This window comes from Desulfopila sp. IMCC35008 (assembly GCF_010646885.2).
Lineage (GTDB): Bacteria > Desulfobacterota > Desulfobulbia > Desulfobulbales > Desulfocapsaceae > Desulfopila.
The window spans coordinates 130120-143786 of the sequence record NZ_CP050700.1 but is presented as its reverse complement, the minus strand read 5'-3'; the positions used below and the strand labels follow the sequence as shown (position 1 = coordinate 143786).

Genomic DNA, 13667 nt, shown 5'->3' with positions numbered 1-13667 from the left:
TAGGAAAAGCACACCTCGGCGAGATACTTGTTGAAAAAGAACTCGTCACAGTAGAAATAATCAACGAACCCCTTCGCATCATGGCCGGCGGAGGAAATTGCCTTCCCTGAATATCGGAATGCCGAGAGCATACACAACATGCTCCGTTATGCCTGAGGCAAAAAGCTGCATGGGGAAGGGGATCTTATTCCAGATAATCGCTGGCAGCGGAATCATGAACAAGAAGTACAGGGTTGGAAATAGGAGTTTCTTGAAATATCTCCAACCGAGCAGGAAGAGAATAAAGTAACCGTGGGAGTAATCCTCGTTTACATCCCAGTCCGTCACAACAAGATTTACAATAATGGATAGTAGAAAGCTGCTGTGTCAGCGAGTAGTAGATCGAGCAAACCCAGTGAAGCTCTATCGAGGCCGGTTGCTGTTTTCATCAGATTTTAGCCCCTAGGGGATATTGCTCAAGGTTTGTCATGACCAGTCCAGAAAACCCATCCAGCTCCTGCCTGTTTTTCTCGATGGAACCGTTCCCGGGCACTCTCGCCATGATGCGGACAAAGGTACCATCCCGACGACCCATCAGCAGGGCGTCCGTTACCTGGTATATCTTCTCCCAGTATTCTGAAACTATTACCCTCCCCCTGTTCTGGTAACAATAGAAAACGATTTGGTACTCGTTAACCCTGCGGATAAGCATCTCAGAGATGGTTGAGATTGGTCTTCCCTCAGTGCCGGTATCGAGTCGATAGGTATTATCCCGTCAATACCCCAGCCGCCAACTGGGATGCAGTTACGGGGCGAGTGGTAGCCACCATCCACACCAACCGACTCGTAGTAGCCGACTTAGAGGTTGATAACGTCATTTTCTGGGTTGATGTAATTGTACTGGAGATAATCGTCCACCCCGAGCATCTCGATCACATCGGCGGACGACTGGAAGGTATTGGCCAGCCTGTAATCTCCGATGGTTTTGGGGAATTGACCAAGAGACTGCTTAATGGGGACGGGGTGCACCTCGGCGGTGATCTCCATGCCATACCAGGTGAGCGCAAACAGCAGGAGAATTATCAGGACACGAAACTTACTTATCATTATTTAACCACACTTTCTCTTACCACTGCATGAAATCGTTCTGGTATGAGACGGTCAGCTGGACCCTATGGTCATCATACTCATCATCAGGCAGGTCGGAGCTCTGGTTGACAAAGCCGTAACTGAAAGCCGCCGTATAATTCTCATAAAAAGTATAACTCAGACTACCGCCTAAGGCGTACTGCTGCACCTCGATCTCGGTCGTCGTTAATTCATCCACTTCACCCACAGGGGTGCCGGCTAGCTCACCCCTGTTCTCGTTGCGATAATAGCAGTAAAGACCTAAAGTTAGATCTTTTATAAGCGTGTAATTGTAATCGGCCCGTGTTTGCCAATATTGGGAAAAACCCCGCTCATCCGTACCGGAAAAGTTCTCAAACTCCGTTCCAGCGGTGGAATTAAAGCTGAAAGATCCTCGCTCAAGCCGATATAGGATAGTGAGATAGCCATTGGTGTCCCAGGAATCCTCGGAATCGTTTTGTTTGGAATAGGTGGGGCCGATACCGAAACTGGCATCAAGGCGTGGCGTGGCGGCCCACTGATACCCGATATTAAAAGCGTGAATCTGGCTGTTGTCGGTATTCTCCGAATCGTATTCTGTCTCAGAAAAATCGTAGCTGAGCGTAACTGGGTGATGCTGCTTGAACTCTGATGAGAGGGAAAGCCCCGCGTGGTATTCATAAAGATCATCGTTGCCGGTAGCAGTCTCGACGTCTTCCTGGACCGTCGTATCTTCAGGGCTGTCATAAATTCCCTGTATATAACGGCCATAACCAGACATCTTCCATTGAGAGTTGAATCGATGGCTTACGGAGAAGTTCAGATCATGCTTATCATAGTCTTCATAATTTTCTTCTTCGCTTACGTCATCATTTCTGAGGATGTTCCAGCTGTAACCAAAAGAGAGAACGCTTTCTTCAAAATACGTGTAATCTGTAGAGGCGAAAAATGTGTTGGTATAGTATCGCCGCCGTCCCGATTCATCACGCAGTCGGTTTTCGGTCGTCGGTGTGGCCGAGACAACAGTGTCATCCGCTTCTTCATCGAACAGTCCATCAGGGGTGCCGTATGAATTAAATTCGTCGGTGTCGACAAAACTGTCTGAGAGTTTAATGCTCCAGTTTCTGGAGAGCGATCTGTTATAGTCGAGGGTTAGGTGGTGATCCAGGTCGTTATCACTTTCATCCAGATCGTAAAGAAAGCTTGGGGTGTAATCAAAAGAGACACTGTCTCGCTCACTCTCTGAAATGATGGTGATGGTTGGAGAGATCACCAGGCGCGAGGTTTCATCGTCATCCCGGCTAGTGCTGTCGGAAGAAGAGTCGCCCTCGTTCGTATCATTTAGATCATATATACGCTCGGTGTAATCATAGCCAGCGCTGATCCCACCGGAAAGCGTGGTTCTCCGGGCCTGGGCCGCTACTGGCGTTACCAGTAAAGCAATTAATAGAATGGCCAGTTTTCTTTTCATAGCTGTTCTCTCATTCACCATTTAATGGGGGTCAGGCTTAAGCCTGACCCCGGCTATAGCTGTTCTCTCATTTTCCATGGCCTTATCAGTGGGCGATGATAATATCACCGGCCTGAATCAGTACGTTCTTTTCCAAGGATTTTCCTTTCAGGAAATCGTCGTAATCAAAGCTGAGTGTATTACCATCGAATAAATTCTCCGGCTTCTCTCCGTTCTTGCGTACAACGGTCAGTTCCGAGTTGGCCCATTCATTAAAGCCCCCACACCTGGCAACAACCTGAACCAGGTTGATGGGGTAATCCAGGTAAAAGATACCTGGACTGGAGACCTTTCCCATGACAGTATAGCGCTGAGAGTTCGATTGTTTCAGTACAACGGTCACGATGGGTTCTTCATATACCGTTTCATAGAGGATCTTCAGGTAATCGGCAAGTTCTGTCAGGTTCATGCCCACGGCCTGAACATCGCCAAGGTGTTTGAGCGAGATCCTGCCGTCGATACGTACCTGCACGCCGGACCCGGAACCACGCAACCCTTCCCCTTCACCCCCGTCATCAGTCCTTCCGCCGCCAGGTGCTGAAACCGCCATGGAGCCTTCACCATACACCTGAACTTCAAGGATATCGCCGTGCCCAACAACATACTGGCCCTGCTCATGAGGCATTGGACTATCGTTTCCCAGCACCATACCCATGGCTTCCTTCTTCAAGGCGTCGGAGGCCGTAACATCCTTTGTCGACTGGGCCGCGAATACAGGAGACCCAAGGAGTAACAAGAAACCGATTATCATCACAGTTCGAAAGACACCCATACCCCCTCCTTCACGGTCGCCCAACTGACCCGTAAACCTACCAACCCAAACTAGGTATATATACGTAAACCCTTCATTTACATGTTATTCCGATCATCCATTCGAGCACATTTCACGTATCCTGTCAATTGATTCCCTTACCATGCAGGGGTTTTAGATAACCACCCTCCACAGCTAGCAGCGAGAGTGTTTTTTTGATAGGAAAAAAGGACATTATGGAATAGATTATCCACTTATTCTGAATTTCTCATAAACAACCATGCTCGTTACGCAACGAGCACAACAAAGGACAAAAACCACAGTTTTGATTACTGCGATTTAGATCCTTGGTTGCTTGGGGTCGGGCTGAAGCCAGCCCCCATTGAGCTGGGTGAGAAATCCTGGGGTATTGCACATGTATTTCAACTTCAACCATACGCATCAAGGTAAAGCCATGTTTAACTTGCTTCGTCTCTGCTGCATCGCACTTCTCGTATCCTTTGTTCTCGCCGGCTGCTCAAACCCTGAAAAGAAAAAAGAGAAGCATTATGCAAGGGCGCTTGAGTACATCAATCAGGAAGACAGCAACTCCGCCATCATTGAATTGCGAAATGCCATCGACATCGACCCGAAATTTTCCGATGCACGCTACCAGCTTGGCCTTCTCTATCTGAAAAACGGTGACGCTAAGGCCGCATTTGGTGAATTGCAGCGGTCTGTCACCCTTGATCCGAGCAATCTGGATGCCGGAGTCAAGGTGGCAGAATTCTATCTTATGGCGAAGAAGAAGGAAGAAACAAGAAAGTACTTGAGTACTGTTCTCGAAAAAGATCCTTCTTACCTTGACGGGATTGCGCTACTCGCCAATGTGGAGCTTATCGACGGTAACTTTGAGGCTGCAAAAGCGGCCCTTGAAAAAGCCACAGGGCCGGAGGCCGAAAGCGACCGTTTTTATAACATTCGCGGGAGACTTGCAGCTGCCCAGAAGGATTTTGTGGAAAGCGAAAGGATGTTTATCCAAGCCATTGAGCTCGGTCCGGAAAATCTTTCCAACTACCGAACCTTGCTCCTGCTTTATCAACAGCAGAAGTTGAGTGACAATGCAAATGAGCTGGCGGAGAAAATCGAGTCGAATTTTGGAGACAAGCCACAGGCGCTCCTGGTTCTTTCCAGCTATTACAATGCTGTACAGGATAAGGATCGGACCGAAGCGACATTAATAAAGCTTGTTGAGCTCAATCCAGAAGAAGTCCGGTTCCGGCTGATGCTCTCCAGCTTTTACCGGCAGCAGAAGGATCTTGAGAAGGCGGCGACAGCTTTAACTGAAGCGCTGGAAGTACTGCCGGATTCAAATGACCTGAAAGCGGCTCTCGCAGACATCTTGTTTAATCAGCGAAAAATAGACGAAACGCAGCAATTGGTAGATGAGGTTCTTGCCAGCAACGACGCTCATAAAGGTGCTACCTTTGTTAAGGGTAAACTGCTGCTCGCTGGAGGCAAGAATCAGGAAGCGCTCGAGACCTTTACCGTGCTCACTAAAGATTACCCGAAGTGGGCCGATCCACACTACCATCTCGCGCTTTGCCATCTCAAACTCGGTGAGATCGAGTTGGCCCAGCAGATGGCCCGCAAGGCGCTGCAACTCTCTCCGGCCAACAGCCAGTTTCACGCCCTGCAGGCTCAGCTCTTTTTAATGCAGGGTGATGCAGTGAACGCCGGTAAGGAAGCCACAATTGCACTCAAACTCAACCCTCGCAATTACGTAGCTGTACGTTTTCTTGCTAAAGCGTTGTTGCTTGATAAGCGTTTTGAGGATGCGGTGAAACTGATAACAGATGTCCAGAAGCAGGTATCCGGAGACCCGGACATGATCGGTAGTCTTGGCCTTGCTTATGTTGGTTTAAAGGATAGGGACAAGGCTCTCGAAACCTTTACCCAGCTGCTCGAAAAGGTGCCCGGTAATTCACGTGCGCTCGCCATGGCTGCCTCACTCTCCGCAGAGGGGGATATTGAGAAAGCAATCGCGATGGTGCAGGAGCAGATTACTAAATCTCCGGAGACAGCCAGCCACTATATGCTGCTTGGCGATCTGCAGTTAAGGGCGAAAAAGCCGGAAGATGCGCTGACCACGTTTGCGAAGGCCCAGGAACTTGCTCCGAATAACCCGCAGCCGTATATTATCCGCGGCAGGTTGATGCACCGACTCGGCAGAACGGAAGAAGCAGTCACAGAGTTTAAAGGGTTGCTTGCCAAGGATCCGAATTCGGTGCCTGCAAATCTTGGGTTGGCTACCATTTTTGAGTCTCAAGAGAAGTTCACTGATGCAAAGACTATTTACCAGAAGGTGCTCGAGGTAGCACCCGACCAACCCACCGCTGCTAATAACATGGCCTATATCATGCTCTCTGAGGAAGGAGGAGACCTGGGCGAGGCGTTGCGTCTAGCCATGATGGCTAAACAGGCTCTGCCGGATGACCCTCGTATTGCTGATACCCTTGGTATGGTGCATCTGAAGCGTGAATCTTATGGGTTGGCTACGACCCAGTTTCAGCAGGCGTTGAACGAAAGGGCAGACGACCCCATTATTAATTATCATATGGCTATGGCTCAGTATGGTAAAGGGGAGAAAGAGGAGGCTCTGGGCTTTCTTCAGAAGGCTGTTAGTTCGGAGGTTGAGTTTGGTGAAAGGGGTGAGGCTGAGAAGCTGTTGGGTGAGTGGAAGGGTGAGTAGGGTTTGGAGGGTTGATGGTATTTGGGGCCAGGCTTAAGTCGAACCCCGGGCTTACGCCTGCCCCTCGGGTAGCTGCGCACTGTTTACTCCCATGGGTTATATAATGACACTCCGCTTACTTCCATATCAGAGATATTCCGGGTAGCAATAGTCAGGTTGTTAGAAACACCAGTCGCTGCGATTTGGCCATCAATAGCAGACATTGGCCTTCCAACAGATTCCGACTCGCCTTGAAGCTTCCCCCATATTGAGGCTGTTGGCAGGTCAAAATCCAGTATTCTGCCTTTGAATCTTTCTCGCAATTCGTTTGACACCCAGTTGTGTAATTCTGTTTTCTTTGCTCCTGACTGTAGTTTCTCAACGCCTTTGTATATTTCTCCAATTGTTAGTACGCTGAGATATAAATCATCTTCATTCAGGTCTGAAATCCAGGATACCACCTTTTTTTCAGGCGCTTTCTTAATTAACTCAGACAAGACGCAGGTATCGAGGAGATATTTCATAACTCCACATCCCTTGGTCTTTCTTTTGATCGAGACAACTCAATTTCTTCACCTGCCAAGGGTGACGACTGAAAGAATTTAACCAAATCATGTTTCCTTTTCGTGAGCTTTTTATAATCGTCAATTGAAAGAACCACCACGGCATCACGTCCATGTTTAGTCACAACTTGCGGACCTGTTTTTTGCGCTTTTTCAACTAATTTGCTGAATTTATTTTTTGCTTCTTGCAATTGCCATTCATTATGTATCATCGTTTCACCTTAGCTATATCGGGCTCGTCAGAACTTTTAATAAAGTGTCACCATATATTTGCGAGTATTCATGTCATATCATATGACGAACTATTGTTCGGTATATGAGGGGTCAGGCTTAAGCCTGACCCCGGATGGAGGCCTGCCCCAAACTCATGTATTTATGGCTAGCCTGTCTAGACTGTATGTCAATCCTCTTTAGTTGTCAACTTGATGCTTGAGATGTGAATGGTTTTAGAAAAAGGCTGGCGGTGAATATAAGCAGGAGGGGTCAGGCTTAAGCCTGACCCCGGACAGACCTCGGTTATCACGATTCTTCCTTTGAATCTTTCTCGCAATTCGTTTGCCCTTCTGTGTTGTAATTCTGTTTTCTTTTCCCAGGCTGTAACTTTCGATTCCTATATGGATCTCGCCAATCGTTAATACACTAAGATACAGATTTTTTTTGTTTAGTTTAGAAGCTCAGGGTGTTTGGGGCCAGGCTTAAGCCTGGCCCCGGTTAGTAAATTTCTCTTCTTTGACGCTGTTTCTCAGGTACTCCAGGTATAATTGGGCTCTCTCTTTTTGGCTGTCGCCCAAGGCTTGGTATACAATATCTGTATCGAGAATTGGATTACACTCATCGGTGATGTGTGCGGAGCAGCTGGACCATCTATATGATTGCGGTTTCTTTACTATACCCGCATGAAAAGGATTGAGATCGATATAGCAGTAGCAGGCGAGAAGGTACTCTAGGCTGGGTATGTGGGTGCATTTGAAGCGGCCTTCCCATAGGCTGCCTCTTCGATTGTAACGGACATTTCTATAGTGGGTTTGGCGGCCTGCTACTCTTTGCATAAGATTTGAGATTGAGTCGGGGTTGTCGCCAGGGTTGATTACGAGATGGACATGGTTGGACATCAGGCAGTATGCGTATATCTTGCAATTGAATTGTTTTTTGAAGGTGAGGAGGTTGGAGAGATAGGTTTGGTAGTCTTCTTCATAGTGGAAGACGGGTTGGTGGTTGTAGCCTCTTTGGGTTATGTGGTGGGGTGTGTTGGGGAAAATTATTCGTAATGGTCTTGGCATGTTAGACTATTATACGATATTTGGTGAAATGTAAAGGGTTGGGGAGGGAGTTGTGATTGGTGATTGTAGGTCAGACAGTCATTTAGGCCCCGGTGCAATGCAACACCCGGGTTGCAGTGTGAGAAGTGAGAAGTAGTTGGGGTCAGGCTTAAGCCTGACCCCGGCAATTGAAGCCTGACCCCGGGACAGCCCCCGGGACAAACCCCGGGGTAGTTATTTGCCGAGGCAGAATTGTTCGAAGATGACGTCGAGAATGTCTTCGGTGGTGGTTTCGCCGACAATGTCGCCGAGGTGGTTGAGGCATTCCTGCAGGTCGACGGCGATAAGGTCGGTGGTGAGGTTGTTGCTGAGGGCATCTTGGATGTGTTGGCAGGCCTCGTGAGCTTTGGTGAGGGCGGCTTTATGGCGTATGTTGGGTGCGCACCCTTCCTCTTCCCATTGGTCAGTGCCTGATGTCACCCTGGTGAAGATGGCGTGCTTGAGCCCCTCTATTCCTTGCTGGTGTTTTGCTGAGATCTGGATCTGTTGTACGTTCACATCTGGAGTGAGCGAAGAGATGTCGCATTCTGAGTCGAGATCACTCTTATTTATTACCGCAAGAAGGGGTTTATGTTGCACTGCGTGGAAGAGCTGCTTATCTCCATCAGATACTGCCTTTGAGCCGTCTAACATGAACAGCACCAAGTCCGCTTCGTTAATAAGGGTCATTGCCCGCTGGATGCCGAGTTCCTCAACCTTACCCACTTCATCACGAATCCCGGCGGTATCTACGAGCCTGACCGGCATGCCATGTATATCGAGACATTCTTCGATTGTATCTCGGGTGGTACCGGGGATCTCGGTAACAAGGGCACGTTCTTCCTGCAGCAGGGTATTCATCAGACTCGATTTACCAACATTGGGCAGGCCGGTGATGACGACTGAGATACCTTCGCGGTATATCTTGCCCTGATCCGCATTCTTGAGGAGACGTTCTATGGGGACAGCGACCTCATTATCCAGCTGTTTGAGGAGTTGCTCCCGGTCTATGATATCAATATCCTCATCGGGGAAATCGATGGCCACCTCAATCAGGGCCCGCATGTGGGTCAGGCTTTTCCTGATGATATCTATACGGTTATAGAGTGAGCCGGAGAGCTGCTGCTGGGCAATATCGACACCCTTTCGGGTCCGGGCGGACAGGATATCTATGACCGCTTCTGCCTTCGTCAGGTCAATGCGTCCGTTTAAAAAGGCGCGTTTGGTGAATTCACCAGGTTCGGCGAGCTGTACACCCTGCTCGAGGATGAGCTCAAGGACGTTTTGCAATACCAGGAAACTTCCGTGGCAGTGGATTTCGACAACGTCTTCCCGGGTATAGCTCTTGGGAGTCTGCATGTATACAGCCAGGATTTCATCGATTATTTTTCCGGACGCAGGATGAACGATGTGGCCGTAATGGAACTTATGACTCTCGTAGGTGCAGTTTGGGTCCTGGGGTGTAAAGAGTGTCTTTAAGACGGGCAGGGATTGATCCCCGCTGATGCGGATGATGCCGATTCCTCCGGAGCCTGGTGGGGTGGAGATGGCGGCTATGGTGGATTGGTTTGCGGCTGCGGTTGGCATCTTTTGATTGTGGGTGGTTATTGATGGGGTCAGGCAGGTTTGGGTGGGGTCAGGCTTAAGCCTGACCCCGGGGTATGCCTGACCCCGTAAGAAACTTATTACTCCTCGTTGGTTTTGGGCTTGGAGTTGCGGGGTGGTCTGCCGCGGCGGTTACCGTTGCGTGGGCCACTCTTTTTTCTTCCGCCTCCTCCTCCGCCACCACCTCGGGTGGTTTTTCCCGGCTTGTAGATAAGAATTTTCTTAAATAATCCTTCCCCGACGGAGCGGCTGCGAACCTCTTTATCCTCCTGGAGAACCATATGGATTTCCCGTCTTTCAGAGGGGTTCAGTGCAGGAAGCACCTGCGTTTTGCCGTCTTCCTTCACCTGGGATGCGAGTGTTACAGCGCGTTCTTTCAGCTCTTCCAAACGTTGCTCGCGAAAATTGCCGACATCAACATTAATACGTAATCTTTCGGCACATTTTCGGGCAGAAATTTTGCGAATAAGATACTGGATGGAATCAAGGGTCTTGCCTTCCGGCCCGGATAATTCCTTCTGGAACTCGTCGCTTATATGGCACTGAATCGTAAGCCCATCAGCAATGACCTCAATCGATGAACCATAGCCCATCAGTTCCAGCATCTTGGCCAGATCTTGCTTTACAATAGCAATGGATTCATCGCTTACGTTTACTTCCTCCTCGACAACCGCTGGTGGCTGCTCCGGTTCTTTTTCTTTAATAGTCTCTTCAATCGTATCAACTTCCTTTTGCTCAACCTCAACTACTTTCTCCTCTACCTTATCCATCTTTTTCTCAGGCTTTGGAGCTTGCTTTTTTCGAGGTCGTTTCTTTGGAGCCTCAGGAACCGGTTTAACTTCAACAGGCTCATCGGCCTGAACGGCTCCTTTGGAAGTATCGTCCTGCAGCTTCACCCTGATTTTCGCCTTTTTGCGGATCAGCCCGAAAATTCCGGTTGATCCGGTTTCAAGAACCTCAATATCCAACTGTTCCTGCGGCACCTTCAGGGTATCAACAGCCTTTTTGATCGCGTCAGTTACTTCCTTGCCGTAAAAGTCGTGTTTTTCTTCGGACATCTTGTCGCTTCCTCCCTTCCCTATGCTTTGGCCGGTTTGACTTTCACATCACGGTTAATCAACTGCTGCTGCAGAATAGACAGCAGGTTATTGATAAACCAGTAAAGCACAAGACCGGATGCAAAATTAAGGAACATGAAGGTAAAAATAACCGGCAGGAACTGCAGGATCTTCGCCTGGGCAGGATCCGCAGTCGTCGGTGTCATCTTCTGCTGGAGCCACATGGAGGCACCCATCATCAGTGTCAACACCGGAATACCGCCAAGATACGGGATATCAATACCTATCCAGAGCCTATCAGGAGCTGACAGGTCATTAATCCACAACATAAATGGGGCATGCCTGAGCTCAATGGACTGCAACAACACCTTGTAAAGAGCAAAAAATACCGGGATCTGCAAAACCATCGGCAAACAACCACCAAGCGGATTAACCTTATAGGTCTTGTAGAGACCCATCACCTCCTGGTTCATCTTGGTCGGGTCGTCTTTGTACTTCTCCTTGATCTTCACCATCTTCGGCTGCAATTTCTGCATGTTTCTCATCGACTTCATACCCTTCTGGGTAATGGGCCAGAACAGTGCCTTAAACATGCAGGTTACCAGAATAATGGCGATACCGTAGTTACCGACATATGAGTAAAAGAAATTCAACAGCCATAAGGTCGGTCGGGCAATAACGTCAAACCAGCCGAAGTTGACCGATCTCTCAAGGTTATAACCGGCATCCCGCAGCATGGTCACCTTCTTGGGACCATACAGGATCTGGTATTGATACGTCTTTTCTGTACCCGGTTGCAGAGTATCGAGACTACCGGCCAGCATGGTTCTGGTCAGGTCCTCTGTTCCCTCCATGGAGTAACTGGTAGCAGCATTCTCCAGGGGTACAATGGCCCTGATAAAATAATTACCGCCATAGCCAGCCCACTCGATAGCGCCCTGCAGGGTCTGTGGACCATCCTCAAGATCCTTGGCTTTTATCTCGTTCAGCTCACCATTTATGTAACTGGAAGGTCCGCGAAAAAGAAAGCGATCCGCCGGGCTTCCTGTCTTGCTAAAGGGAGTATTTACCTGATAGATCTGTGGGGTGCCCTGCAATGGCTGTTCAGACATATTCTGCACGGCGACATTCAGGCCCACGAGGTAACTGTCTTTTAAGAAGGTATACGTCCGTACTACTTTCAAGCCATTTCCGGCATCGGCAACCATGGTCAGGTTACCCTTGCCCTCACGAAATTCTACCGTCCCCGTCTCGCTCTTAAAATAGAGCCCCTGCGGAACAGCACTCCCCCAGGAAAAATTCAGAGGAAATCCTTTTGTATCATCGCTATTCACCAGGTCCATGCCGGGAGAATCTGCACCATTCTCTTCTCTGTAGTTTTTCAACCGCATGGATTTTAACACACCACCGTTCTCTGAAACCACAGCCGTGAACAGGTCTGTCTCGACCTGAATATCCCTGGCATCCGGGTTGACAACTACCTGCTGAGCAGGTGCCTGAACAGCAGGGGCCGGGGCCACAACTGACGGTTGGGCTGCCGGTTGTGATGCTGTCTGTATCGGTTGTTGCTCACCGCTTACTTCAGCAGTTCCCACCGGTTGTTCCTTCGGCCCGAAGCCAACAAAGAAATACTGATAGCCAAGTAAAATTACAAAAGAGATAATGACAGCCAGAAAGGCTCTATAGGTATCCATGTGCTTTCCGAAAAAGATTACTCCACAGGTTTTTTCCCTGTGGATATACGTTACGGGCAATGCGCTGCTGATCAGATGACCGGATCATAACCGCCTCGTGAAAATGGGTGACAGCGTAATATGCGGCGCAGCCCCAGGTAACAACCCCGAAGAGCACCGTATTTTTCAATTGCCTGAATGGTGTAAGTCGAACAGGTAGGGATAAAACGACAGCTTGGTGGGAAAAGTGGTGAAAGAAAATATTTATATCCTCTGACCAGTCCTATCAGAACTGTTTTGGGAATTTTTGTGATTTTCATTTCAGCCTTGCACCCATCACTCCCACCTACGGGCCAGGGGTTCAACGGCTTCGCTTATAACCTGGGGAGAGGGAAGCGAAAAATCGGGACGGACCGTAAAAACGATATCCACCTCTTTGGGATAACGATCCCGGTAGAGACGAAATGACTCGCGTATGATCCTCTTAATCCGGTTCCTTCTGACAGCCCCGCGAATCTTGCGGTTAACGCTGATTCCAATGCGGCTGAACCCTTGGTCATTGGCACGACAGACGAGACTGAACCCGCTGCCGTGCAACCGTTTCCCTTCATTGTAGACCTGTCGGTAATGCCACCCCTTGCGGATCTGCAGGTCTTTAGGGAATGAAAGGTTTTTCAAAAAAGATTAAACAGCAAGCTGCTTGCGGCCGCGAGCCCTGCGGGCGTTAAGAATTGCACGACCGGCACGGGTTTTCATGCGAGCACGGAAACCGTGGGTTCTTTTCCTCTTGATGTTAGACGGCTGAAAGGTTCTTTTACTCATGATAATTCCTCACTTACGTGGCCGGGAAACACCTCTTTTGCCCCAATTCTTCGTTGCACTCAAAATTTAATCCTCGGCATATTATATATATGCCTGTGGTTAAATTTATCGCGCGCCTCGACTTGGAACAAAACAGCTTGTTTCTTAAAGGCTGCACAGTTGACTACAGACTTATCTATAGTTCTTTTTAATGTAAACGGGCCATAAGCAATTGGATATTTGATATTCTGCTTATACCTGGCCCTCACCCCCTGCCTGTTCAATTATTGTTTACGGGCAAGAAGAAAACTCAAATTCACAAGAGAAAAATATTAACCATAGAAGTGCTACTGTGTCAAACATTTTCATTGACTCAGGTTGCGTTTCTTGCACTTCGGGGTTGGCTGTGATACTTTTGTTTTTTCTTTTTTAAAAAATACAGCATCTCCGTTGGGACATTATTCGCAATTGCGCAATGGGGGTCAGGCTTAAGCCTGACCCCGGGCAATAGAGGGGCCAAAATTGAGGGAACAGGCTGGCAGCATGACCCCGGGCAAAGGATGTAGCTTAAAGCAGCAGGGGTTGTTGGGGTCAGGCTTAAGCCTGACCCCT

General features: G+C 48.8%; 15 protein-coding genes. 1 reads left to right on the top strand and 14 read right to left on the bottom strand.

Translation table 11 applies throughout. The features are described 5' to 3' along the window. Positions 1 to 78: 78 nt before the first annotated feature. From GA520_RS00650 to GA520_RS00630, 5 genes are all read right to left on the bottom strand, one after another. Complete coding sequence (locus GA520_RS00650; RefSeq protein WP_240910095.1) at positions 79 to 327, bottom strand: archaeosortase/exosortase family protein; 249 nt, start codon at positions 325 to 327, stop codon at positions 79 to 81. A 100-nt stretch (positions 328 to 427) separates the two neighbouring features. Further along, positions 428 to 691, bottom strand: coding sequence for an exosortase-associated EpsI family protein (locus GA520_RS00645; RefSeq protein ID WP_255494315.1), 264 nt, complete (start codon positions 689 to 691; stop codon positions 428 to 430). A gap of 146 nt (positions 692 to 837) precedes the next feature. Continuing rightward, positions 838 to 1026: an exosortase-associated EpsI family protein gene (locus GA520_RS26980; RefSeq protein ID WP_370362786.1), complete on the bottom strand. Its 189-nt coding sequence runs from the start codon at positions 1024 to 1026 to the stop codon at positions 838 to 840. Between the two features lie 79 nt (positions 1027 to 1105). Beyond that, on the bottom strand, positions 1106 to 2557 hold the full coding sequence (locus GA520_RS00635) for a hypothetical protein (protein ID WP_163337099.1): 1452 nt from the start codon (positions 2555 to 2557) through the stop codon (positions 1106 to 1108). Positions 2558 to 2642: 85 nt separating this feature from the next. After that, the gene (locus GA520_RS00630; RefSeq protein WP_163337098.1) at positions 2643 to 3368 is read right to left on the bottom strand and encodes a polysaccharide biosynthesis/export family protein; all 726 of its coding nucleotides are present in this window, start codon (positions 3366 to 3368) and stop codon (positions 2643 to 2645) included. Positions 3369 to 3801: 433 nt separating this feature from the next. On the opposite strand from GA520_RS00630, the gene GA520_RS00625 reads away from it, so the two are divergent. Beyond that, positions 3802 to 6078: a tetratricopeptide repeat protein gene (locus GA520_RS00625; protein WP_163337097.1), complete on the top strand. Its 2277-nt coding sequence runs from the start codon at positions 3802 to 3804 to the stop codon at positions 6076 to 6078. 83 nt (positions 6079 to 6161) lie between these two features. Here GA520_RS00625 and GA520_RS00620 read toward each other — a convergent pair whose 3' ends face one another. The 9 genes from GA520_RS00620 to rpmH all read right to left on the bottom strand — a co-directional run bounded on the left by GA520_RS00620 (position 6162) and on the right by rpmH (position 13076). Then, the gene (locus GA520_RS00620; protein ID WP_163337096.1) at positions 6162 to 6581 is read right to left on the bottom strand and encodes a type II toxin-antitoxin system VapC family toxin; all 420 of its coding nucleotides are present in this window, start codon (positions 6579 to 6581) and stop codon (positions 6162 to 6164) included. Next, positions 6578 to 6832 carry a type II toxin-antitoxin system Phd/YefM family antitoxin gene (locus tag GA520_RS00615; RefSeq protein ID WP_163337095.1) on the bottom strand — a complete coding sequence of 85 codons (255 nt, stop codon included), beginning with the start codon at positions 6830 to 6832 and terminating at the stop codon, positions 6578 to 6580. The genes GA520_RS00620 and GA520_RS00615 overlap by 4 nt, the downstream gene beginning before the upstream one ends. A gap of 483 nt (positions 6833 to 7315) precedes the next feature. After that, positions 7316 to 7900 carry a transposase gene (locus GA520_RS00610; RefSeq protein ID WP_163337094.1) on the bottom strand — a complete coding sequence of 195 codons (585 nt, stop codon included), beginning with the start codon at positions 7898 to 7900 and terminating at the stop codon, positions 7316 to 7318. 213 nt (positions 7901 to 8113) lie between these two features. Beyond that, positions 8114 to 9505, bottom strand: a complete 1392-nt coding sequence (mnmE, locus tag GA520_RS00605; protein WP_163337093.1) for a tRNA uridine-5-carboxymethylaminomethyl(34) synthesis GTPase MnmE — start codon at positions 9503 to 9505, stop codon at positions 8114 to 8116. A gap of 98 nt (positions 9506 to 9603) precedes the next feature. Next, positions 9604 to 10581, bottom strand: coding sequence for a Jag N-terminal domain-containing protein (locus tag GA520_RS00600; protein ID WP_163337092.1), 978 nt, complete (start codon positions 10579 to 10581; stop codon positions 9604 to 9606). Positions 10582 to 10601: 20 nt separating this feature from the next. Continuing rightward, positions 10602 to 12275, bottom strand: coding sequence for a membrane protein insertase YidC (gene yidC, locus GA520_RS00595; protein WP_163337091.1), 1674 nt, complete (start codon positions 12273 to 12275; stop codon positions 10602 to 10604). Between the two features lie 71 nt (positions 12276 to 12346). After that, a complete protein-coding gene (gene yidD, locus GA520_RS00590; protein ID WP_163337090.1) occupies positions 12347 to 12574 on the bottom strand; it encodes a membrane protein insertion efficiency factor YidD in 228 nt (75 codons plus the stop codon). A gap of 16 nt (positions 12575 to 12590) precedes the next feature. Next, the gene (gene rnpA / locus GA520_RS00585; RefSeq protein ID WP_167528809.1) at positions 12591 to 12932 is read right to left on the bottom strand and encodes a ribonuclease P protein component; all 342 of its coding nucleotides are present in this window, start codon (positions 12930 to 12932) and stop codon (positions 12591 to 12593) included. A gap of 6 nt (positions 12933 to 12938) precedes the next feature. Then, positions 12939 to 13076: a 50S ribosomal protein L34 gene (gene rpmH, locus GA520_RS00580; RefSeq protein WP_163337089.1), complete on the bottom strand. Its 138-nt coding sequence runs from the start codon at positions 13074 to 13076 to the stop codon at positions 12939 to 12941. Positions 13077 to 13667 lie beyond the last annotated feature (591 nt).

Coding starts and splice junctions, on each gene's coding strand:
- GA520_RS00630 (WP_163337098.1), bottom strand. CDS start 3,368: ATGGGTGTCTTTCGAACTGTGATGATAATCGGTTTCTTGTTACTCCTT.
- yidD (WP_163337090.1), bottom strand. CDS start 12,574: ATGAAAATCACAAAAATTCCCAAAACAGTTCTGATAGGACTGGTCAGA.
- GA520_RS00615 (WP_163337095.1), bottom strand. CDS start 6,832: ATGATACATAATGAATGGCAATTGCAAGAAGCAAAAAATAAATTCAGC.
- GA520_RS00610 (WP_163337094.1), bottom strand. CDS start 7,900: ATGCCAAGACCATTACGAATAATTTTCCCCAACACACCCCACCACATA.
- GA520_RS00620 (WP_163337096.1), bottom strand. CDS start 6,581: ATGAAATATCTCCTCGATACCTGCGTCTTGTCTGAGTTAATTAAGAAA.
- yidC (WP_163337091.1), bottom strand. CDS start 12,275: ATGGATACCTATAGAGCCTTTCTGGCTGTCATTATCTCTTTTGTAATT.
- GA520_RS00645 (WP_255494315.1), bottom strand. CDS start 691: ATGCTTATCCGCAGGGTTAACGAGTACCAAATCGTTTTCTATTGTTAC.
- GA520_RS00635 (WP_163337099.1), bottom strand. CDS start 2,557: ATGAAAAGAAAACTGGCCATTCTATTAATTGCTTTACTGGTAACGCCA.
- rpmH (WP_163337089.1), bottom strand. CDS start 13,076: ATGAGTAAAAGAACCTTTCAGCCGTCTAACATCAAGAGGAAAAGAACC.
- mnmE (WP_163337093.1), bottom strand. CDS start 9,505: ATGCCAACCGCAGCCGCAAACCAATCCACCATAGCCGCCATCTCCACC.
- GA520_RS00600 (WP_163337092.1), bottom strand. CDS start 10,581: ATGTCCGAAGAAAAACACGACTTTTACGGCAAGGAAGTAACTGACGCG.
- GA520_RS00625 (WP_163337097.1), top strand. CDS start 3,802: ATGTTTAACTTGCTTCGTCTCTGCTGCATCGCACTTCTCGTATCCTTT.
- GA520_RS26980 (WP_370362786.1), bottom strand. CDS start 1,026: ATGGAGATCACCGCCGAGGTGCACCCCGTCCCCATTAAGCAGTCTCTT.